The 21,728-nt window shown below is 52.7% G+C and carries 15 protein-coding genes; 10 read left to right on the forward strand and 5 right to left on the reverse strand.

The features are described 5' to 3' along the window. Nucleotides 1-2: 2 nt before the first annotated feature. Nucleotides 3-2,990, reverse strand: a complete 2,988-nt coding sequence (gene dnaE, locus MRY86_RS22100) for a DNA polymerase III subunit alpha (protein WP_293565247.1) — start codon at nucleotides 2,988-2,990, stop codon at nucleotides 3-5. Nucleotides 2,991-3,135: 145 nt separating this feature from the next. Further along, a complete protein-coding gene (locus MRY86_RS22105) occupies nucleotides 3,136-6,036 on the reverse strand; it encodes a tetratricopeptide repeat protein (RefSeq protein ID WP_293571951.1) in 2,901 nt (966 codons plus the stop codon). A 546-nt stretch (nucleotides 6,037-6,582) separates the two neighbouring features. Here MRY86_RS22105 and MRY86_RS22110 point away from each other — a divergent pair. Continuing rightward, nucleotides 6,583-7,488: a M23 family metallopeptidase gene (locus MRY86_RS22110; RefSeq protein WP_293569333.1), complete on the forward strand. Its 906-nt coding sequence runs from the start codon at nucleotides 6,583-6,585 to the stop codon at nucleotides 7,486-7,488. Here MRY86_RS22110 and MRY86_RS22115 read toward each other — a convergent pair. After that, the gene (locus MRY86_RS22115) at nucleotides 7,485-8,387 is read right to left on the reverse strand and encodes a TIGR01777 family oxidoreductase (protein WP_293569331.1); all 903 of its coding nucleotides are present in this window, start codon (nucleotides 8,385-8,387) and stop codon (nucleotides 7,485-7,487) included. The genes MRY86_RS22110 and MRY86_RS22115 overlap by 4 nt on opposite strands. A 507-nt stretch (nucleotides 8,388-8,894) precedes the next feature. On the opposite strand from MRY86_RS22115, the gene MRY86_RS22120 reads away from it, so the two are divergent. The 4 genes from MRY86_RS22120 to MRY86_RS22135 all read left to right on the forward strand — a co-directional run bounded on the left by MRY86_RS22120 (nucleotide 8,895) and on the right by MRY86_RS22135 (nucleotide 15,291). Beyond that, a complete protein-coding gene (locus tag MRY86_RS22120) occupies nucleotides 8,895-10,697 on the forward strand; it encodes an ABC transporter substrate-binding protein (protein ID WP_293569329.1) in 1,803 nt (600 codons plus the stop codon). Nucleotides 10,698-10,758: 61 nt separating this feature from the next. Beyond that, nucleotides 10,759-12,543, forward strand: coding sequence for an ABC transporter substrate-binding protein (locus tag MRY86_RS22125; RefSeq protein ID WP_293571953.1), 1,785 nt, complete (start codon nucleotides 10,759-10,761; stop codon nucleotides 12,541-12,543). Between the two features lie 13 nt (nucleotides 12,544-12,556). After that, nucleotides 12,557-13,975: an ABC transporter permease gene (locus MRY86_RS22130; RefSeq protein WP_293569566.1), complete on the forward strand. Its 1,419-nt coding sequence runs from the start codon at nucleotides 12,557-12,559 to the stop codon at nucleotides 13,973-13,975. Nucleotides 13,976-13,977: 2 nt separating this feature from the next. Further along, nucleotides 13,978-15,291: an ABC transporter permease gene (locus MRY86_RS22135; protein ID WP_293569565.1), complete on the forward strand. Its 1,314-nt coding sequence runs from the start codon at nucleotides 13,978-13,980 to the stop codon at nucleotides 15,289-15,291. Nucleotides 15,292-15,456: 165 nt separating this feature from the next. Here MRY86_RS22135 and MRY86_RS22140 read toward each other — a convergent pair whose 3' ends face one another. Continuing rightward, entirely contained in the window at nucleotides 15,457-15,648 is a 192-nt protein-coding gene (locus tag MRY86_RS22140) for a hypothetical protein (protein WP_293569564.1), read from the reverse strand. Nucleotides 15,649-15,845: 197 nt separating this feature from the next. Here MRY86_RS22140 and MRY86_RS22145 point away from each other — a divergent pair, with 197 nt between their 5' ends. From MRY86_RS22145 to MRY86_RS22155, 3 genes are all read left to right on the forward strand, one after another. After that, nucleotides 15,846-16,121: an HU family DNA-binding protein gene (locus tag MRY86_RS22145; protein WP_293569563.1), complete on the forward strand. Its 276-nt coding sequence runs from the start codon at nucleotides 15,846-15,848 to the stop codon at nucleotides 16,119-16,121. Between the two features lie 148 nt (nucleotides 16,122-16,269). Next, a complete protein-coding gene (locus MRY86_RS22150; protein ID WP_293569562.1) occupies nucleotides 16,270-17,415 on the forward strand; it encodes a cystathionine gamma-synthase in 1,146 nt (381 codons plus the stop codon). Between the two features lie 397 nt (nucleotides 17,416-17,812). Beyond that, nucleotides 17,813-18,532, forward strand: a complete 720-nt coding sequence (locus MRY86_RS22155) for a glucosaminidase domain-containing protein (RefSeq protein ID WP_293569561.1) — start codon at nucleotides 17,813-17,815, stop codon at nucleotides 18,530-18,532. Nucleotides 18,533-18,564: 32 nt separating this feature from the next. Here the strand turns inward: MRY86_RS22155 and MRY86_RS22160 are convergent, their stop codons facing one another. Continuing rightward, nucleotides 18,565-19,098 (reverse strand): SH3 domain-containing protein, encoded by a 534-nt coding sequence (locus MRY86_RS22160; RefSeq protein WP_293569560.1) that lies wholly within the window; start codon nucleotides 19,096-19,098, stop codon nucleotides 18,565-18,567. A 306-nt stretch (nucleotides 19,099-19,404) separates the two neighbouring features. On the opposite strand from MRY86_RS22160, the gene dprA reads away from it, so the two are divergent. Both dprA and MRY86_RS22170 read left to right on the forward strand, forming a co-directional pair. Then, nucleotides 19,405-20,502, forward strand: a complete 1,098-nt coding sequence (dprA, locus tag MRY86_RS22165; RefSeq protein WP_293569559.1) for a DNA-processing protein DprA — start codon at nucleotides 19,405-19,407, stop codon at nucleotides 20,500-20,502. Nucleotides 20,503-20,582: 80 nt separating this feature from the next. Continuing rightward, nucleotides 20,583-21,713, forward strand: coding sequence for an alkaline phosphatase (locus tag MRY86_RS22170; protein ID WP_293569558.1), 1,131 nt, complete (start codon nucleotides 20,583-20,585; stop codon nucleotides 21,711-21,713). The last annotated feature ends 15 nt before the right edge of the window (nucleotides 21,714-21,728 follow it).

Raw genomic sequence — 21,728 nt, forward strand, 5'->3', positions numbered from 1 at the left:
GCTTACTCCACTACAGCATCGCCCCAGCCCAAAAAGGACATCCGTACTACCTCCAGGCTGGGAAAGCCAAATTCAAGGACCACTCTGCCTTCGATTTTGTAAATGCCTTTGCCCCGAAAGGGTGATCGTTTGAGGGTGGGCGGAAAGTGGACCGTATCAAAGAAGTGCCCATCCTGCCCGATCCAGCATCCAAAAGCCATCAGCTTGCCTTTGCTGGTGCGTACATCTTTTTTGCAAACGTAGTACCCCAGTATCCGGATAATCCGCCCTTCCAGCTCCCCCAGGCGGACCGACTGGGAAATGGTATCTGTGAAAACCTGCTTGTCCAACAGGTCAAAGGGCGGGCACAGGGGGAAACCAAGCAGCTCCAGCTCGTCTATTGCATCGGCATAAGGCTCAGGGGCATCTGCTTCGCCCCCGGACAAGAACTGACGGGCAGTGGCTTCCACCTCTTCGTCTTCCTGCGGGAAAAGGCTCATGGTATGGCGGTCCTGGCCCGGTGGCTGAAACAGTGCTACCCGTTCCCACATCAGCTCTTGCTTGGTTTGCCCGGTAAAACGGAAGGCACCGATGCGGATGAGCAAGTCGACCTGCTCCCTACAAATTTCCACCCGATTGAGAAAATCAGACAGGCCGCGGAAGGCACCGCCCTGCGCCCGCTGATGCACGATGCGGTGGGCTACCTGCTGCTCCATTTGGTGGAGGTGCACGAAACCAATGTAAATATCCTCCCCGTCCAGCGTAGTCAAGTGCTGACTGTGGTTGACGCAGGGGGCATGCACCTGCCCGCCACAGCGCCGCGCTTCATGAAAGTAGTACTCCGAACGGTAGAAGCCTCCGAAATTATTGATCACCGCTACGATGAATTCCAGCGGGAAGTAGGCTTTCAGGTACAGGCTTTGAAAGCTCTCCACAGCAAAACTGGCAGAGTGGGCTTTGCAAAAGGAATACCCGGAAAAGCTTTCTACCTGCCGCCATACCTCTTTGGCCAGGCCCTCCGGATGCCCCCTCGCCCGGCAGTTCCCGAAGTACTTGCGCTGCAGGCGTTCGAAGGTATCGCCCTTTGACTTCTTGCCACTCATGATGCGGCGCAGCACATCGCTTTCGTCCAGCCCCAGCCCGGCAAAGTGGTGCACGATTTTCATGACATCCTCCTGATAGACCATCACGCCAAAGGTTTCGCCTAGCTGTTCCTCAAAAACAGGGTGCAGGTACTCAAAACTGTTGGGGTTGTGAAAACGGCGGATGTACTCCTTCATCATGCCCGACTTGGCCACACCCGGCCGGATGATGGAACTGGCAGCCACCAGGTGCACGTAGTTGTCGCACTGCAGCTTTTTGAGCAGGCCCCGCATGGCTGGCGATTCAATGTAAAAACAGCCCATGCAGTCCCCGGAACGGAGCTGTGCCTTCACCCGCTCATCCGCCTTTAGCCGGGGAATATCATGAATGTCCACCGCCTGCCCCCGGTTTTGCTTAACCAGGTCTACCGCATCCTTGATATGCCCGAGCCCCCGCTGACTGAGCACATCAAACTTATGGAAGCCCAGGTCTTCGCCGTGGTACATATCAAAATGAGTGATTGGGAACCCTTTTGGCATCAATTGCAGTGCGGTCTGATAGTAAATCGGCTCTTCGGAAATCACAATGCCCCCGGCATGGATAGACAGGTGGTTGGGGAAGCCTTCCAGCTTACGGCCGTAGTGGATGATTTTGCCCCCCAGCTCATGATGTTCCTCCGGCTCAAAGGGCGCGGCTACGATTTTGTCAATCTCCGCCTTGGGCAGGCCGTATACTTTGCCCAGTTCGCGTACAATGGAACGCCCCTTGAACGTAGAGTAAGTGGCCAGCAAAGCCGTGTAGTCCCGTCCGTAGCGCTTAAAAATGTAGTCCGTTACATCATCCCGTTCATCCCAGGAAAAGTCGATATCGAAATCCGGAGGCGAGGTGCGGTGCGGGTTGATAAAGCGCTCAAAGTACAGCCCCAGTTCCATGGGGTCCACGTCAGTAATCCGAAGGCAATAGGCTACGATAGAGTTCGCCCCGCTCCCCCTCCCCACGTGGTGATATCCAGCTGAAGCAGCGTAACGCACAATATCCCAGGTAATGAGAAAATAAGCGCAAAAGTCCTGTTGCTCAATGACCATCAACTCCCGCCTGACCCGCTCCAGCGTACTGCGGTAGGCCGGAGTGCCCGTGCCCAGGTGGGCGTAGCGGCGTTCGCAACCATTCAGAGCCAGCTTCTCGAGCAGCTTATAGTCTCCTGCTTTGCTCCCGGTAAAGGTTTGGCGGTTGAGGTGTAGCCCGGGGCGCAGGTCTGCTTCGCAGGAGTGGAGCAGGTGTTCGGCGTTCTCAATCAGGTAGGGCTGTGTTTTATAGAAGGCGCGGAGCTGCTCGAGCGGCATCAGGCGCTCAGAGGCTTTGACCGTTTGCTTGGGCGTCAGCTTGCTCAGCAGGGTATTCTCATCAATAGCCCGCAGCAGGCGGTGAAGCTCAAACCCTTCGTTGTCTGCAAAAAAGACCGGGCTGAGGGCCACCAATTTGTTTGTATACTGTAGCAGTTCGTGGCCAAAAAGCCGGGCTACGTGCTCCGGGCGGACCCCCAGGAATTCTTCCTCCCGGAATGCCTGAATGGGCTTGACCAAACGGGGATAAATGATGTAAGCATGCTGCATGGACGGAGCCACTTCGGGCAGCGGCCGGCCCTCGATCGACGCTTCACTCAGGAATTGATTGAGCTCCCGTAGCCCCTCCCGGTTGCGGGCCAGACCGATATACAGGCAGCGCCCTTCTTTACGGAATTCAAGTCCCAAAACAGGTTTGATGCCGGCTTCTTCGCAGCAGCGGACAAACTCATATGAGCAGCTGGTATTATTGATGTCCGTGAGTGCTATAGCTGTATAACCCAACTGTGCGGCGCGTTCAGTCAGGGCAGACGGTGGCAGGGTGCCATACCGGAGGCTGTAGTAGGTATGGGCGTTGAGCAGCATACGTTTTTCTCATAGTATTCGGCTCGCTAATTTAAAATTATTGTTTGAAACAAAATATTTACCCCGGGGAATTCCTCAAAAAAATCCCGGCTCCTGATCAATATACAGAAGCCGGGATCATCCGGGTATCAGAAGTGGGCTGACGCTAGTTGAGGTAGTATTGCTGGAAAAACAAGCGGTAACCGTCAATCTTACGCTGCTTGAGGATTTCGCGGTAGTTGTTCTGGGTGACAGGGAAGAGCTCAAACTCCACTCCTCCCTCGACAAACTCACTCTTATTGCGCTGTACGCCATTATAGTACTTCATAGCGTCCTGCTTGTTCTTAAAGCGGCGCAGCACGAGGATCGGAATACGGTCATCGGCTGTTGTGCCAAGATAAATATTGGATATCCGGATGCGGTCAAGCTTGTGGTACTTCTCATTGTAGTCTGACACCTGTACCTTGGCATCTGTGAGGCTCACTTCTTTGTCTTTAAAGGCGATAATGGTATAGTGCAGCTTGTCATCCTCCTGTGTAAAGGCTTCGATTTCCTCTTTTGCGCCGGCAGGCAGGCTCGTAGTCGTCTCGCCCAAGAGGCGCAAGATTTCCCGGGCACGCAGTTGCTCTTCCGTGTCAGGGTAGCGAGCCACGACTTTGCGCAGCGCTTCCACGTAGGCTTCCTTACCTTCCATATTGCCGGTGCTCATGGCTGAAAGCAGGGCAAACTTGGGCTGAAACGGATTAGCTGCCCCAAATTTATCCTTAGCCTGCTGACTGCGGTCAAATGCCAGGCGATAGTTACCGGAAGTAAAGGCGGCATAGGTCTCATCGTAGTAGAGGTTGAGCTCCCGCTCTTCCTTGACGAGCTCCTCAGCGTAGTTTGGATTTTTAATGATTAGCGCATAGGCGGTATTCGGGTATTTCTCCAAAATCTTATCGGCATAATACCTTGCTTTCTCGTTGTTGCCCATATCCGTGTACGCCAGATAGAGCTGATACCAGGAATCCAGCTCGTAGGTGTTGCCGGGGAAGCGCTCGTTGAGCCCCTCCAGTACAGCTACGGCCTGATCGTAGTTTTCGAGGCGTTCCCGGTACAGGGCGCCCAGTTTGGACATCGCTTCCTGCAGCTGAATTTCAGCCGCTGCGATATCGCCTTCGGTTTTAGGGACTGCACCCAGGAGTTTTTCGATCTCCTCGTCCGTCAGGATATCGCTACCATTATCGGAGCTAATTTCCTCCAGAATATCGTTAGAGCTTGCCGCTGAGCGCCGCCAGTTATCCTCCAGTGGGCGGGTGCCCCAAACCCGTTGGAAATCCCGGATACCCCGCTTCTGCCTCCGATCGTCGTAGGCAAAAAAGGAGCTTTCTTCAGAGCCAAGGCTTGCACTCGCATTCACCCGGTTATTGAGGTTGCCAAAACGCTGATTAGCTTGTTGGTTGGCTTGTGCGATCAATTGCTTACGGCGGGCCTCATCCTGTTTTTTCTTAATTTCCAATGCCAGGGCTTCCTGCTCGGCCGGCGTCATCTGACTGATGGTCAGGAGACTGTCCTGCAGGGCGATGATTTCCAGGTTTTTGGCGATATCTGTGAGGCTGCTGGCCATGCCTTTGACCCGCTTGTAGCGCTCGTCCTGTTCTGTCATTACCATGAGGGTGCTGTCGTAGTAATTTTTGGCTTTCACATAGGACTCTCCCTCATAGTAGAAGTCGGCCAGTGTCACGTAAGCTTCGGCTTTCTGCCCCTGATTAGCAGATTCATGCTGCAGGGACAGCTGTAGGTTGCGCACCCCTTCCGCCTGATCGCCTTCCTTGAAGGCAATCATTGCCAGCGCAAAGTAGATTTGATCTTTAAACTCGGCATTTTTTTCGTCTTTGAGCAGCTTTTCGAGGCTGGCACGCGCTTCCCGGGCGCTTCCGGTACCGTTTGCCCAGGCGTTTTGCGCCATATTCAGTTTGCAGTTGAACGCCATCACGTAGTCCGGCCGGAAATTCAGGGCCTGCTCGAACCCGGCATAAGCGCCACGGCTGTTGCCCAGTTTCTGATAGATTTGTGCCATAATAAAGGCGTAGCGGGCTTTGAGGGTCTTATCGTCCGTCATTTCTATGGCGTTCTCCAAAGCAGGCAGGGCATCTACGTAAGCCTCCTCCGAGATATAGAGGTGCGCTTTAATGACCGCCAATTCGGCTTTGGTCTCCGCGAAGGTCCCCGGGTCCTGTTCCAGCTCCCGAATCACCCGTTCTGCGCCGTCAAACTTGTCGCGTTCAATAAGGGTTTTGGCATAATACAACATGCCCTCCTGGTAGGCCAGCTGATGCTTCAGCGGGTTTTTCTTCGGATCATCGTTCGCTGCATTTTCTTCCTCCAGGGCGGCTTCATTTTCCTTTCGCTTTTCCTCTTTGGCATCTGCCATTTCCTGGTCTTTGCCACTTTGAAGGATAGCCGGCTTTTCCGGTGCCTGCCCGCCGGATTTACGGGCTTTGCGGACAGCCTTGTTGTACTTTTTCAATGCCCGCGCCTTCTTCTTGCTCATCTTGTTTTTCTTGCTGCGGGACTTTTTGCGCTTCTTCTTTTTCTTTTTCTTCTTACTGGCTTTTTTGGCAGCATCGGCTTTTTTCTCCTTTTTGCGCATCTCCTCGGGGCTAAACTCATTGGAAAAGAAGCGGAAAGTCGCCTCTGCAGCTTCGTAGTCGCGCTTGTAATACTGGGCTTTGCCGAAGACCAGGTAAGAATCATCCACCCACTTGCTGTAGGGGTGCAGATTGACCACCACGGTCACCTTTTCCATGGCGATATCGAGGTCTTGTGCAACCACGGTGGCATCTTCCACAGCCAGGTGTTTGTAGATGGGCAGCAGCTTGGTATAATTGTCTGTGTATGATTGTTCCAGCAACGCTCTACTGAGCATGATGATTTCATTCGCATTAAAATAACCATTGTAATGCGCCGTTGTGTTGTGGTACGCTTCGCTGAGCGCTGACATATCGCTGCGGCTCTTGGTGGTGGTACAGGCTGCCAGTACCACCATGCTCAGGAATACCCAAAGTATCTTATTGATCTGTTTCAAAGTCCAGTTATTTTCCGAATGCGCCTGCCGGGGCGCCAAATTGTAAAGAAAAAGGCCGAATTACTTCCGGGCGCTGGGGACACTGCCTAACTTTACGGCCCCGGAACTGTATAATAAACGCCAAATGCCAAAATTATTTTATTATTAACAGACTACAAACCTTTTAGCGGCGGAGAAAAAATAAATGATGTCATTTTGATTCGCTAATCTTTTCTAAACAACCGACCAGAGGGAGGTCGTGTGAAAATATTAGCAACTTGGCAGCGTTATTCAGGCGGGTACAAGAAACAACAGTGAGTATTACTTTAGGATTCGGCAGGAACAGCGTGCCTTTAGGTACGTCATATCGGTAAAAGTTGGGATACGAAAAAAGTCCGTGCCGTAGGTACGGAATGTATTCTGTGTTTTGGGGTTTCACATTTCGTACCTAACGGCACGAACTTCGTGCGCTATACCTTTTTTACCGATATTTTGTGCCTAACGGCACATCACCAGCAGTCAAATATTGTTCTAAACCGAGCGTCCCAAAAGAAACAACAAACACACATGGCTCCGAACGAAGATAAATTCAAAGCGTGGTGGAAACGGACGAAGCAAAACCTTCAGCATACGTACCGTTTCATCATCATGAACAACGAGACCTTCGAAGAAGTGGGCTCGTACCGGCTTACCCTGCTCAATGTGTACGTCGCAGCCAGCACTATCCTGGTATTGGTGGCTTTCCTGGTGGTGACGGCCATTGCCTTTACCCCGCTGCGACAGTATGTGCCCGGCTACGGCGAAGGCGATAAAGCCCGCCGGCAGGTGGAAAAACTGTACGACGAGGTACAGTCACTGGAGCAACAACTCGCCGCCCAGCGAGCCTATTCTGAAAATATCCGAAAGGTCCTCGTGGGGGATGTCGAAACCGCCGAACAGGCTGAGCAAAAAGCTGGGCCTGAAGTACACATGGACTCTCTGCAGGAGGTGGAACGCTCAGAGGCAGAAGAACAACTGCGCGAAGAACTGGAACTCAAGGAAATTGGAGACGTGGCACGCCGTGGCCGCCCCGTCAACTTCTCTCCGGGCGATGTGCCCCTGGAGCAGTTGTTTTTCTCCCCGCCTGTTACCGGAGAGATCAGTGCCGCCTTCATGCCTGACAAAAAACACTACGGCGTGGATGTACTGGCACCTAAAAACACCGCGATCAAATCCGCGATGGATGGGTTCATCTTTTTCTCTGACTGGACCCTGGAGACGGGCAACACCATCGGCATTCAGCACTCCAACAATACCATCACCTTTTACAAGCACAACTCCGTGCTGCTGAAGGAAGCGGGCAGCTTTGTCAAAGCCGGGGAAGCGGTTGCCATTATTGGCAATACCGGGACACTGTCGGACGGGCCGCACCTGCACTTCGAGCTTTGGCACAAAGGCAAGCCGGTAGACCCGGTGGAGTATATTAAGTTTTAGTGCAATAGTGCCTGAAGTGCCTTATCAACAGTAGGGTACTCAAAGGTGAAGCCCGCAGCCTGAATCTTATCCGCCAGTACGCGGGTGCTGTCCAGTACGGCGTCCGCCATTTCGCCCATCGCTAAGCGCATGGCAAAAGCCGGCGCCGGCACAATCAAAGCCGGGGAGTTCAGCGCTTCCTTCATTTGGGCAACCAGGCGTTTGTTGGTCACCGGATTGGGCGCTACGCCGTTGTAGAAACCCGACAGCGCTTCCGTTTCCAGCGCATAAATGAACATCCGGGCGATATCATCAATATGGATCCAACTATACCATTGCTCGCCGTCTCCAAAGTAAGTCCCCGTGTAAAACCGGAAAGGGATGAGCATTTTTTCAAGTGCGCCGCCCTGAGTAGACAGCACAATCCCGATACGCAGACCAACCGTCCGTACGCCTGTTTCCGCTACGCCTTGAATGGCTTCTTCCCAGGCCTGTGTACTTTCCGACAGGAAGCCGTCGCCGGGCTCTGCATCCTCTGACATCCACTCGTTGCCGCGGTCGCCGTAGTAGCCAATTGCAGAGCTGGAAAGATAAGCCTTAGGCTGATGCCCCAGTTTTTGGAAGGTCTCGGCCAGCAGGGCTGCGGATTGGACACGGCTGCTGATGATCAGCTTTTTCCGGGCTTTGGTCCAGGGGCGGTCGGCAATGCCTGCACCCGCCAGATTAATCACGTAATCCGCTTTTGCCACAGCGGCTTCATCAATCGTGCCCGCTTCAACATCCCACTCAAAGGCAGGGAATTCAGCATCAGGCCGGGCCGTCCGGCTGAGGTGCATCACCTCGTACCCTTTTGCTTTGAGCAATGCGCTGAGCCGTGTTCCAATTAGACCTGTACCGCCACCGATGAGAACTGTAGACATATCTGTTGGTTTTTGTTTTGAAGGTAACCCTTGCCGAGCACCGCAGGGCTTGGCGTAAATATTTAACAATTCATGAAAGGCAAGGTTCAGGTTGAGCTCCAGCCTGCGTCACCCAAGAGCAACGCCTGCTTTGCAGCCACTCCCCGGCCGCCGAAGTCTCGACGAAGGATGACTAAGCCTCAATTGACCGGCCATTTACCTAAAACACCTGATTGGAAAAAACCTGTTTCACTCACCACTCTGCCCCGGCGCACCAAGGCTATTGGTCCACCAACAAGCCGCCTCCGGAAAAATAATTATAAATTACTCACCAAATCCTTTAATTTAGGGCAGGCCCGAAGCTTAGTAGCTTGACGGAAATAAGCCAGACCGTTTTCTCTTTGGGCTTTTGCGATATTTCAACGCAACTTCCAAGTTTTCGATTGCTTATGAAATATCGCAAAACCTCAAACGGTCTAACTTATTTTGTTTCCGTCTCTCATTCTACCTTTGAACGAATCTAAAAACATGATCAAAATCAGCCCCGCAGTACTACTGCTGATGCTTAGCTTTTTTCTTTGGCGTTGCCAGGACAGTTCGACTGCTTCCGGCGGGCAAGCCTCCGGAGTGGATTTTAAACGCAAAGACAATGTCGTTTATGCCCGGCTTCCTGCCGAGCCCGACCGGCTGAATCCTATACTTGCGGCAAGCACTTACGCCCGCGTGGTGAACGAGCAGCTCTTTCTCAACCTCCTCCACTTCAACCCCACTACCCTGGAGCTGGAGCCACAGCTGGCAAAATCGCCCCCCGTAGTTGAAGAAATCAATGAGGGCCCCAACGCCGGTGGTGTCGCCTATACTTTCGAAATACATGAGGCCGCGGTTTGGGATGATGGCAGCCCGATCACCGGGCATGACCTCGCTTTTACGCTCAAAGCCATTCTCAATCCCAAAGTCAATGCCGCGCACTACCGCGCCTACCTGGAGTTCATCAGCGAGGTGGAGGTAGATGCTGACCACCCCAAAGCATTCACGGTTTATGCCAATAAGAAATATATACTCGGCGAGCCTGCCATCAGCAATATGACGGTGCTGCCCGCCCATATTTACGACCCGGAAGGCCTGCTTAGCCCATACCGTGTGGCGGACTTGTCCGACCCTGAGGCAGCAGCCCGCCTTGTGGAGTCCGACCCTGGCCTACAGGCTTTTGCAGATGCCTTCAACAGCCCTAAGTACTCCCGGGAAAAAGGCTTCATTTCCGGTTCCGGCCCTTACACTTTTGAAGGCTGGGAAACCGGGCAGAAAATTGAATTGTCCCGCAAAACTGACTGGTGGGGGGATGACCTGAAGGCGGATTACCCCATGCTTAGCGCGGCACCGGAGCGGTTGGTCTTTACGATTATCCCCGATCAGACGGCCATGCTGGCTGCGCTTAAAGACGAACAGATTGATGTGACGAGCCAGATTGATGCCGAAGACTTTGTCGGCCTCAGGGACAATGATCTGGTAAGCGACCGGTACGAACTGCATACGCCGCCGGCACTCGTGTACTACTTCATCGGGCTCAACAATAAGTCTCCAAAACTGGCAGACAAAAGGGTACGCCGGGCGCTGGCTCACCTGCTTGACGTGGATGAACTGATCAACACCCTTTACAACGGCCTGGCCACCCGCACCGTGGGGCCCTTCCACCCTACCAAGCCTTATTACCATGACGAGCTGCCCCCTATCCCCTTTGATCCGGAACAGGCGCGCAGCTTGTTGGCAGAAGCTGGCTGGGAAGACACCAACGGCAATGGAATTGTAGATAAAAACCTCAACGGCGTACTCACCGAACTGGAGCTGGACTATATCATCAGTTCTGCCAGCAAGTTTGCCAACAACCAAGCCCTCCTCTTTCAGGACAATGCCAAACGGGCCGGCGTGAGCATTAATATCGTGCCTAAAGAATTTACGGTGCTGATCGACCAGGTCAAAAAGCGCGATTACGAAATCTACTCCAGCGGCTGGGGGCAAGCGCCTATACCCGATGACCCTAAGCAGCTCTGGCACTCGGAGAGCGACACCCCGTCCGGCGGCAACCGTGTCAGCTTCCGCAACGAAGAAGCCGACCGGCTCATTGAAGCAATACAGGTAACCCTGGATGAGCAGAAGCGCCGCGAGCTTTATCTCGAATTTCAGGAGCTGATATACGAAGAGCAGCCTTACATTTTCCTATTTTCGCCACTGGAACGCATCGCCATCAGCAAAAGATTCGAAGCGATGGCCTCCGCGCGAAGGCCTGGCTTTTTTGTTCAGGACTTTGTTTTGCGGGATGTAGCGCCCCAATAATTTATTCATTGGACCTATTTTTACCTTATTTAGCCCCAATTCAATCTAAAAAACCGACCATATGACTTTACGTTATACCCTCCGCTTCTTGTTATTTGCTGTACTGATTGGCTTTTTCAGCTGTGGCAGTGATCCGGACCCCGCATCAGAGACCGACCAAACGAACCAAGGCATTGCACCTGAATCGGTAAGCCTGCAACTGGATGCGGAGCCCGATCAGCTCAACCCGGTGCTGACCATAAGCAATTATTCTAATACCATTATTGGTGCCACCTTTTCCTATTTGCAGCGGCTCAACCCCACTACCCTGGAGCTGGAACCGGCTCTTGCTGTGAGCGCGCCTGAAGTGAAAATTCTGGAAGAAGGCCCCTACGCAGGCGGCGTTTCCTACACCTTTGAAATCCGCCCGGAAGCCATCTGGGACAATGGCAGCCCGGTGACGGCAGAGGACTTCCTTTTCACCATGAAAGCCACCTTCAATCCCAAGGTGCCGGCTGCGCCCTACCGGGTTTACTTGTCTTTCATTAAGGAAGTGGAAATAGATGCGGAAAACCCAAAACGGTTCACCGTCTATTCTGACCAAAAATATATCATTGGGGAGGAAGCGATAAGTGCGGCTTTGCCTGTGCTGCCCATGCACCATTATGACTCCCTTGGATTGATGGCGGACATCCCCCTGCCCGACCTGATGGATACCGAAAAAGCCAAAGCCCTCGCCGAAAGCAATGAAAAGATCAACCAGTTTGCTGAGCAATTCACCAGCCCCTTTTTCAGCCGGGAGCCGGAAGGTGTGAATGGCTGCGGGCCTTACAAGCTGGTGCGCTGGGAAACCGGTCAGCGGCTGGTCCTCGAACGCAAAGCGGACTGGTGGGGCGATCAGGTGGAAGGCGCAGGCATTGTCATGGAATCCTATCCGCAGGAGATGATCTTCCGCCCCATTCAGGATCAGACCGCAGCGGTGGCTGCCCTGAAGGACGGGCAGCTTGATGTACTGACGAACATTGCGCCTGAGCAGTTCAATGAGTTGAAAGAAACGGCATTTGTAGCTGAAAAGTTTGACTTCTACACCCCCCCCTCTCTGGTGCATGCCTTTATTTATGTCAATACCCGCCTTCCAAAACTGGAGGATCCTAAGGTGCGCCGGGCTTTGGCCTACGCCACTGATGTGGAAAGTATTATCAGCACAGCCTTCTCTGGGCTGGCAGAGCCTTCGACCGGCGCCGTACTCGCTTCCTCTTCTTACCACAACCCGGATATTAAGCCAATCCCCTATGAAGTGGAAAAGGCCCGGGCACTGCTGACCGAAGCAGGGTGGGAAGACAGCAACGATAATGGTATTGTGGACAAAAAAATTGATGGGGTACTTACGGAATTATCGCTGGAGTACAAGTACACCGCCGGGCGGCAGGTTTCTCAAAATGTAGCCCTGCTGCTTCAGGAGTCTGCCAAAAAAGCCGGTATCGAAATCACCCTGACCCCACAGGAGCACAACGTGAATATGGAAGATGTCAGCCGCCGGGACTTTGAGCTCCTGGCAGGTGCCAAAGGCATTCAGCCGATCACCTGGGAGCCCAAGCAGGAGTACCATTCCGAAGGTGATGACCGCAGTGGTTTTGCCACTCCTGAAACCGATGCGCTTATTGACCGTATACAAGTTACCCTGGACCCCAAAGAGCGCAAAAAGCTCTACATAGACCTACAGGCCAAAATCCACGAGTCTATGCCGATCATTCCCATTTTGGTACCGACCGGCCGGCTTATCATTAATAAGGAGTTGGAAGCCCCGATCACACCGGTGTTCCCGGGCTACGTCCCTGCATTATTAAAATTTAAAACCGAGGGCTAGGTGCCCGCCATTTATGCTGCAGTACCTGCTTAAACGCCTGTTGATTTTTCTGCCCACCCTGCTGGTCATCTCATTGCTGGCCTTTGGGCTGAGCAAGATGGCACCCGGCGATCCGGTGGAACAGCGCAACCGCGATATGGGTGGAGGGCTGCAGCGTGAGCTAAGGGATGCGGACCGGGTGTACCGGGAAACTTCCGAATACCTGGGGCTGGACAAGCCTGTTTTTTACCTGAGCCTGTCTTCTGAGGCCTACCCCGACACGCTCTATCGCATCTTTAAGCGCGATGAGAGAGAAAACCTGGTCAAGCTCATTCAACAGTATGGCAATTGGGAAGCCATTTCCCACTACTATCATGCGATACGGAAGGCAGACCGGGGTACCGAACAGCTCCTAGGCAAAACCGAAGCGGTCCGGTCCGTACGCCCACTCATCAAACAGCTGTACCTGGCCTATAAGGACGAGCGCATCAGTAGCCTGCTCGACAAAGCCGCCAGCCAAACCGCCGGAGACAGCACCCTTCAGGCAACCATCGGCATTTCGGTGGCTCAACTGCAAGAAACGTACAGTCAGCTTAAGACTCAAGCCAGCCCCGGGCGGCTCTACATACCCGATATCAAATGGTACGGGTTCGACAATCAATACCACAACTGGATTACGGATTTTCTGACCCTCGATTTTGGAGAATCCTTTGTTGACAGCAGACCTGTAGCTGATAAGATGGGAGATGCACTTCGGTGGACCCTGACGATGAACCTCCTGGCCATCTTTATTGCCTATCTTTTATCGGTGCCGATTGGGGTATTTTCGGCGGTCTGGAAAGACAGTACGTTTGACCGTGTGACGACTTTGCTGCTCTTCGTGTTGTATTCGCTGCCCAACTTCTGGATTGCCACGATGCTGGTGGTTTTCTTTACTACGCCGGAGTATGGTATGGACTGGTTCCCGTCTCTGGGGCTGGGCGATCTGCCACCGGAGGCACCGTTTTGGCAGCGCTTTGTGGAAGCAGGCACGCACCTAGTGCTCCCCGTCTTTTGCCTGGCCTACGGGGCGCTGGCCTTTATTTCACGGCAGGTACGGGGCGGCATGTTGAACGTGATCCGGCAGGATTACATCCGTACCGCCTGGGCCAAAGGCCTGAATGCGCAACCGGTGATCTGGAAACATGCATTCAGCAACGCTTTATTTCCCATTATCACGATGTTTGCGAGTATCTTCCCTGCTGTATTTGCCGGCTCAGTAGTGATTGAAGTGATTTTCAATATACCCGGTATGGGCAAACTGACCGTTGACGCCATTTTTCAGCGCGACTGGCCGGTAGTGTACACCGTATTAATGCTTGCCGCAGTACTGACGATGAGCGGTATACTTGTGGCTGATATCCTTTATGCGACGGTAGACCCCCGGGTTTCCTACGGAAAAGACAAGAATTGACTATGCTGATTGGCGTACGCAAAGAACAGGAACTGGCTGACCACCTCAGCCAACAGCAAGCTCCCCCACAGAGCTACTGGTCGATCGTGCGGCAGCAGTTCCGGAAAAACCGGATGGCGGTCTGGTCGCTGCGGGTACTGTACCTCCTTGGGTTTATTGCCCTTTTTGCAGACTTCATCGCCAATGAAAAGCCGATATACGCCAAGCTCGACGGGGAGTCGCACTTCCCGGTATTCCGCTCCTATGCGGTCGGGCTCGGGCTGGATAGCTGGGAAGCCCGCTTTTTTCAGAACAGCTGGCATGAGCACGACTACGACTATGTGATCTGGGCACCTATCCCCTATTCTGCCCAAACGATGGACCGCAACAACCGCAACTACGTAGCTCCGGGCGATGAGCAGGATGTGCCTTCCACGCGCTTCCGGCACTGGCTCGGCACCGACCAACTGGGCAGAGATGTGGCTGCCGGGATGATTGCCGGCACCCGTACGGCCATGCTGGTCGGTATTGTAGCAATGAGTATTGCCGCGGTGATCGGCATCTTCCTCGGCGCACTGGCCGGCTACTTTGGGGATGAGCGGTTCAGTATCAGCCGGATTCGGCTGGCTCTGAACGGGTTGGGGGCCTTCCTCGCCTACTTCTATGGCTTTCAGGCCCGGTCCTTTGCCCTGAGTGAGGGCACCTTTGGTTGGGAAATATTCAAGAGCCTGGCCCTCATCGCCGCCATTATGAGCCTGGTCAATCTGCTTGCTGTGTGGTTGAAAGGCAAGGGGGTCTGGTCGCGACCGATCACTATTCCGCTTGACCTGGGCGTGATGCGGCTGATCGAAGTCGTCAACTCTATTCCCGGGCTGCTCCTCATACTAAGCATCGTAGCCATTATTGAGGAACAGTCGGTCTTTTATATTATGGCCATTATCGGGCTGATAGGCTGGACGGGAATCGCCCGCTTCATCCGTGCAGAGCTGCTTCGGGTGAGAAACCTGGAGTACATTGAGGCCGCACAGGCCCTGGGCTACAGCGAATGGCGGATCATAGCCCGGCATGCTATCCCCAATGCACTAACGCCGGTACTCATTACCATCGCGTTTGGAATCGCCAGTGCGATACTGATGGAAGCGTTTTTATCCTTTCTGGGTATTGGCGTTGCCGCAGAAGAGGTCACCTGGGGCTCTCTGCTCAACCTGGCCCGGAGTAAATTTTCTGCCTGGTGGCTGGCGATCTTCCCCGGGCTGGCGATTTTTGTGACAGTCACGGTATTCAACCTGCTGGGCGAAGGGCTCACTGATGCCCTGGACCCCCGCCGGAAGCAGTAAGACTATGTTGGGATTTCACCCATTGGGCTGCATTTGCCAAATTTTATCCTGCACTTCGTTACTCTTCAGTCACTTAGCTTAAGGCTATGCTCCTTCATCGTGCCTCGTTCAGAATAAAATTTGACTAAATTCGCTCCAAAAGCGAATTCCCAACATAGTCTAAGTCTAATTCTTGTAGAACTTCTTCGGGAAGAGCTGCGACTTGCCCCCCCTTGTTGGCAATTCCCCCTTACGGTTGGGCTTGACATGAGCGTTTTCCACTGCCGGGCACCCGGCTTTACGGTTGCAGGAAGAGGTTGTAACCGTCATAAAAGCCAGAACCGTACAAAATCCTAATAACAATAAGCTTCGGCGCATGTATGCAAATTTTATTCTGATCGGAAGAAAAATAAACAAGTGTCAAAAGTAATTCACTCCAAAGATATATCCAAAACGTCCAAAACCCTTGAAAATTCTGGCTTCCCGCATTTTTTTTGAGTAGCAAAACTTGGTAATGACAGTTCCAGCGCATAAATTTGCCGCACGTTAAGTTTAACTAATTAAAACATTCAGAAATGAATAAGGGAGATCTTATTAACAAAATCGCCGATAGCGCGAACCTTTCTAAAGCCCAGGCTACTGACGCACTGAACGCAGTGCTCGACGGCATCACTGACTCACTGAAGGGCGGTGACAAAGTTACCCTGATCGGCTTTGGTACTTTTTCTGTTTCCCACCGCGAAGCACGCAGCGGACGTAACCCACAAACCGGTGAAACCATCCAAATTGCAGCTAAGAACGTTGTAAAATTCAAGCCCGGTAAAGAAATTTCTGACGCTGTTAACGCTTAATTACAGCTAAGTCTTATAACACACCGGTTGGCGGCTAGCGCCTCTGGTGTCCTAAAAGGGCAATCTGGTATGCTTATCAGATTGCCCTTTTCTTCATTTTTTAAATCACAACCCGCTGCAGGCGGGCCGAAAGTACACAGCCCTACATATGAAATTCGGAACCAAAACCATACACGCCGGCGTACACCCGGACCCCGTGACCGGTGCCGTCATGACACCAATCTATCAAACGTCCACCTATGCACAAAGCGCGCCGGGCGACCACAAAGGCTACGAATACGCCCGGACTCAAAACCCCACCCGGACCGTCCTGGAAAACAACCTCGCTGCGCTGGAAAACGGAAAACATGGCATTTGCTTCGGCAGTGGCCTGGCAGCCATGGATGCCGTGCTTAAACTCCTGAACCCGGGCGATGAGGTAGTCTCCACCAACGACCTCTATGGCGGCTCCTATCGCCTGATGACCAAGGTTTACGAGCGATATGGTATCAAGTCTACCTTTGTCGACTTTAATGACACGGACGCGGTGCGGGCTGCCATCTCAGACCAAACCAAACTCCTTTGGGTAGAAACACCGACCAACCCCATGCTCAACATCGTGGACATCGAAGCGGTCTGTGGCATTGCCCGGGAAAAAGGTATTCTGAGCTGCGTGGACAACACCTTTGCCTCTCCTTACCTCCAAAACCCGCTGGATTTGGGCGCTGATATTGTCCTGCACTCCGCTACCAAGTACCTGGGCGGCCACTCTGATGTGGTCCTGGGCGCTTTGGTCACTAGCAACGATGAGCTAGCGGAGCAGTTCCACTTTTTCCAGAATGCCGTTGGTGCTGTACCTGGCCCTCAGGACTGCTTCCTGGTACTCCGGGGCATCAAGACACTTCACCTTCGGGTGGAACGAGCCTGCCAAAACGCTGCCCAAATTGCTGAAGTGCTCAAAGGTGCTGATAAAGTAGGCCGAGTATACTACCCCGGCTTTTCGGATCACCCGGGCCATGAGGTCGCAAAAAAGCAGATGCGCTACTATGGTGGCATGGTCTCTTTTGACCTGAAAGATGACCGCTTCGACCTCGCAGTGAAAGTGCTGAGCAATACCAATATCTTTACCCTGGCCGAATCCTTGGGTGGCGTGGAGTCGCTCATCGGGCACCCCGCTTCCATGACGCATGCCTCCATCCCGCGTGAGGAACGCCTGAAAGTTGGCCTCACGGATTCGCTCATCCGGCTGAGTGTAGGCGTGGAAGATGTCGAGGACCTTGCTGAGGACCTGAAGCAGGCACTGGCGCAGCTTTAATACTCCGGCAAAAACATATAAATGGCCTAAGGCTTCGGGATTACAACCCGGAGCCTTTTTTATTTAATTCTCCAGTGTAGGTCTGGAGCAAAATAGCCTTGATAATTAAATAGTCATACCCAAATGCTGTGCCAGTGTGCCGACAGATTAATGGCTAAACGGAAAATGCGCGTTTGGCGGAGACTGCCCCACAGCATGCGGGATTCACAAGGCTTTGGTTGTCAGCCGAAGTGCATCTCCAAACATACACTCGTGATCAGCAGCATAGACGCACCAATTTGGATGTCGTACTGAGCTAGCTAAAATAGCTCACAAATTGTTTTTAGGTATTGCAAATGAAAACTTTTTGTTTTACTTTTGTTTAAAACACAGTTCTAGGAAACAAAATGTATTAAAAATGAGCCCGAAAGCAGAACACATCAAAGGCTATCTACAGCGCAACTGGTTTAAGCTAAGTATTGCTGCCTTACTAATTTTTGTTGCCTTAAAAAAAGACCTCAGCTTTAAGCTCAACCTCAACACACCGGTACAACTGGAGCAAAGCCCGGAAGAACGACCACAAGAGAAAGCCGTCAAAAGTGAGCGGTATACGGATAATGCTACCATTGATGCTACTGCCAGCCAAACAGAGCATTTTGACCTGACTGCTGCGGCACGCAGCCCTAAGAAGACCAACGCGCTGGAGCGACTACAGCGCACCGGGCAGGACCGAATTAAGCAATACATTGAACGCTTCGATAAAGTAGCTCAAAGTGAGGAGCGCAAGTTTGGAATACCGGCAGCAATTACACTGGCAAGTGCCATACTGCACAGTCAGGCCGGTACGGCCCCCTGGTCCGGAGAGGGGCGCAATAACCATTTCCTGTTGCCTTGCACGGATGACTGGAAAGGGGCAGAAAAGACCTATGATGGGCGTTGCCTCAGGCAGTATGAAAATGCCTGGACCAGCTTTAGAGACTACAGCTTCTTCGTTACCACCGGACCCTACAGCGAACTGAAAACACTAGGTGTGGATAATGTACGCGGCTGGGCGGCAGCACTGGAAGACAAAGGGTTTTCAGAAGAACCTGACTTTGCAGCCCAGTTGCTGGAGGTGATCCGGGTGTATGGGCTGTAGCCGTTGGGAGGGTTGCAGGTGTCTTGGCGGTGCTAATCCGTCTCGACTCCTTTAAGCTCGTGCTTATAGTAGTCAATGCAGGCACCAAACACCCAGCCCTCCTTACCACTTGGCGTTCGTACTTTCACCCAGGGTTCTTCTGCTGTGATCTCGCCGAGGTCAATGCGTTGTGTCGTATCCGTCACCTCGCCCAGGAACTGCAATTCATCATAGAGCTCCAGGCGTTCCATGATTTTGAAGCGAAGGCCTGGCCCGGTGCGCATATTCAGAGCTGGTGTAATGACATAGAGCGGTGTAGAAATAGCCGTCGCACTGCTTTCTACTTCAGACTCCGGTTTCTTTAGAGGCTTTACGGTCGTATCCAGGGGCATGTAATCCCCAACGAGACCGGCACCGCGCAGGGAGTCCACCTGAGCTTCCTCTATGGCTTCCTGCTGTGCCTGTTCTTCGTAAGCCTCCTGCGTAGCCGCACATTTGGAGACCGCCCAAATCATAAATAAAATAAAAAAGCCCCCAATGATGAGGATCTCTACCTTTGGTAACATACCACCAGATTGCTCACTCATACAAGATTGTTTTCAACGCTTTTTGTGTTACCAGCCATGAAAAAGCTACAAAAACTTGCTTTCATAGCCTGAAAAAGCCTATCTTTAAAGCGAAATTATAAATTAACGCGGAATTGTCCTCTGAGCCTGCCCTTTGTGGCAATATATTTCGGTTAACCGCCAGTTTAGGCTTCGCTTTTCTGAGTACCATTAATCAAACTGGCTTAGTGTTTTGTCTTGCCTGTGCAGGGTGTTTGCGCCACCCGTTATTCTGGTTTATTGTGTGATTCATGTTTAGAAGGCTTACTCCGCGCCAGCTATTCTACCATGAATGATGATATTTTTTATCAGGTCGCTTTGACGCTCATCCCCAAAGTCGGTGCGGTGACGGCCCGTAACCTTATGAGCTACTGCGGCGGAGCAAAAGCTGTTTTTGAGGCGACAGCAAAAGAACTGAATGGGGTGCCAGGCATCGGGCCTCAGCTTCTGCACAACATCCGTAACTCAGATGCGCTTTTCATGGCAGAGCGCGAGCTAAATTTTATTGAAGCGCACGGCATTCAGGTTCTATTCTACACGGATCCCGAGTATCCGCAACGGCTCAGGCATTTGCCAGACAGCCCGCCATTGCTTTATTACAAAGGCAGCGCTGACCTTAATACCAAACGCACGGTGGCAATTGTTGGGACCCGCCGGCCGAGCCCGCAGGGGGTGCATTTCTGCGAAGAGCTTGTAGAGGGGCTTAAACCTTATAATGCAATGGTAGTCAGCGGGCTGGCCTTTGGCATTGATATCGCCGCCCACCGGGCCTGTATTGCGAATGAAGTCCCTACCATAGGCTGTGTTGCGCACGGGCTGGAGCGCATCTACCCAGCTCAACACACCCATGCCGCCCTTGAAATGGTTGAAAACGGAGGCTTGCTCTCCGAATACCCCAGTCAGACCAAGCCCGACCGGGAACGATTCCCCATGCGCAACCGCATTATTGCCGGTCTTTGTGACGCCCTTATCGTAGTGGAGACCCAGCGGCAGGGCGGGTCCATGATTAGTGCGAAGATGGCCAATGACTACCACCGCGACGTTTTTGCGGTCCCCGGCCGGATACGGGACAAGTCCTCAGCAGGCTGCAACCTGCTTATCAAAAGTCACCGAGCTAACTTACTGGAAAGTGTGGATGATCTTGCCTACGTGATGCGCTGGGAGAAGTCAGATGTGCAAAAAGGCATACAGCGTGAGCTCTTTCCTGACCTGACCCCCGGAGAGGAAGCCATCGTAGCACTCCTTAAACAGCAGGACTTATTGCCTGTAGACCAGATATCGGCCGCTACGCAGCAAAGCAACAGTGAGCTGGCAGCGCTGCTACTGGGGCTGGAGTTTAAAGGGGTGGTTCGTACGCTTCCGGGCAAGCGGTACACCCTTGTCTGAAAACAAGCGGGTTTTGTAACTTAGCGCGATTTGAATTGGCAAACCCAACCGCTCTGTTATCAGCGCGTAAAATCATTTTCATGAACTTTCAGCCATACTACCTGCTTTTATTACTCTTGCTGCCGCTAAGCTGCAAAAGCCCGGAGCACCTCAACCAAGAGCTTTTGGAGCGCGAACCACCTGCCCGGAATATTATCTTTCTGATCGGTGATGGTATGGGTATCGGCCAAATCAGTGCTGGCATGTACAGCCATAAAAAGCCCCTGAATATTGAGCAATTCAATATCATCGGCCTTCAGAAAACCTATGCTGCGGATGACCTGATCACCGACTCAGCAGCCGGAGCTACGGCTTTCGCCACCGGGCATAAGACCAATAAAAGTGCGTTGGGGCTGGATGCTGAAGGGAACGTGGTGCCCAACATCTTTGAGCAGGCCAAAGCGCGGGAATATGCACTCGGGCTGCTAACCACATCTTCTATAGTACACGCCACACCGGCCGGCTTTTTCGCACACGTCCCCCTGCGCAGTCAGTACGAAGATATTGCAGAACAACTAATGCAGAAAAAGATCGACTTTTTCATGGGGGGAGGCATGCGCTACTTCAATAACCGGGATACAGATGGCCGGGACCTTATTAGCGAGATGAGAAAAAACGGCTATAACATATACAATGCCTACGAAACGGAGCTGTATACGATCACGCCTGACTTTAGCCGGGGTTTTGGCTATTTCACAGCAAAAGAAGACCCGCCTAAAAACATAAATGGGCGAAAATACCTCCCACCGGCCACCCGTATCGGGAACCGTTTTCTTCAGAAGCGCAGCAGCCGCGGCTTTATTTTTATGGTTGAAGGTGCTCAGATCGACTGGGCCGGGCACGCTAATGATCAGGAATACATGATTACAGAAATGCTGGACTTTGATGAGGCCGTAGGCGAAGCCCTGGCTTTTGCCAAACGCAATAAAGGGACGCTGGTCGTCGTCACGGCCGACCATGAGACCGGAGGCTATGCCATTCAGCCAGGCTCTACCAGGGATTCCCTGATTGCCGGATGGACAGCAGAGGACCATACCGCCAGCCTGGTGCCTGTTTTTGCCTATGGCCCACGGGCAGAACTTTTCCGGGGCATTTACGAAAATACCGCCATCTATGAAAAAATGGTGCAAGCCCTGGGCTGGGGCGAGGAGGAAGCTATAGAAGAAGAATAAAAAAAGCAGTTGCGG

The sequence above is a fragment of the Phaeodactylibacter sp. genome (assembly GCF_022763345.1).
Lineage (GTDB): Bacteria > Bacteroidota > Bacteroidia > Chitinophagales > Saprospiraceae > Phaeodactylibacter.

What these genes read in the sequence shown, in the direction of transcription:
- dnaE (WP_293565247.1), bottom strand. Translation starts at nt 2,990, where the DNA reads ATGCTGCTCAACGCCCATACCTACTACAGCCTCCGGTATGGCACCCTG.
- MRY86_RS22110 (WP_293569333.1), top strand. Translation starts at nt 6,583, where the DNA reads ATGGCTCCGAACGAAGATAAATTCAAAGCGTGGTGGAAACGGACGAAG.
- MRY86_RS22115 (WP_293569331.1), bottom strand. Translation starts at nt 8,387, where the DNA reads ATGTCTACAGTTCTCATCGGTGGCGGTACAGGTCTAATTGGAACACGG.
- MRY86_RS22120 (WP_293569329.1), top strand. Translation starts at nt 8,895, where the DNA reads ATGATCAAAATCAGCCCCGCAGTACTACTGCTGATGCTTAGCTTTTTT.
- MRY86_RS22125 (WP_293571953.1), top strand. Translation starts at nt 10,759, where the DNA reads ATGACTTTACGTTATACCCTCCGCTTCTTGTTATTTGCTGTACTGATT.
- MRY86_RS22130 (WP_293569566.1), top strand. Translation starts at nt 12,557, where the DNA reads ATGCTGCAGTACCTGCTTAAACGCCTGTTGATTTTTCTGCCCACCCTG.
- MRY86_RS22135 (WP_293569565.1), top strand. Translation starts at nt 13,978, where the DNA reads ATGCTGATTGGCGTACGCAAAGAACAGGAACTGGCTGACCACCTCAGC.
- MRY86_RS22140 (WP_293569564.1), bottom strand. Translation starts at nt 15,648, where the DNA reads ATGCGCCGAAGCTTATTGTTATTAGGATTTTGTACGGTTCTGGCTTTT.
- MRY86_RS22145 (WP_293569563.1), top strand. Translation starts at nt 15,846, where the DNA reads ATGAATAAGGGAGATCTTATTAACAAAATCGCCGATAGCGCGAACCTT.
- MRY86_RS22150 (WP_293569562.1), top strand. Translation starts at nt 16,270, where the DNA reads ATGAAATTCGGAACCAAAACCATACACGCCGGCGTACACCCGGACCCC.
- MRY86_RS22155 (WP_293569561.1), top strand. Translation starts at nt 17,813, where the DNA reads ATGAGCCCGAAAGCAGAACACATCAAAGGCTATCTACAGCGCAACTGG.
- MRY86_RS22160 (WP_293569560.1), bottom strand. Translation starts at nt 19,098, where the DNA reads ATGAGTGAGCAATCTGGTGGTATGTTACCAAAGGTAGAGATCCTCATC.
- dprA (WP_293569559.1), top strand. Translation starts at nt 19,405, where the DNA reads ATGAATGATGATATTTTTTATCAGGTCGCTTTGACGCTCATCCCCAAA.
- MRY86_RS22170 (WP_293569558.1), top strand. Translation starts at nt 20,583, where the DNA reads ATGAACTTTCAGCCATACTACCTGCTTTTATTACTCTTGCTGCCGCTA.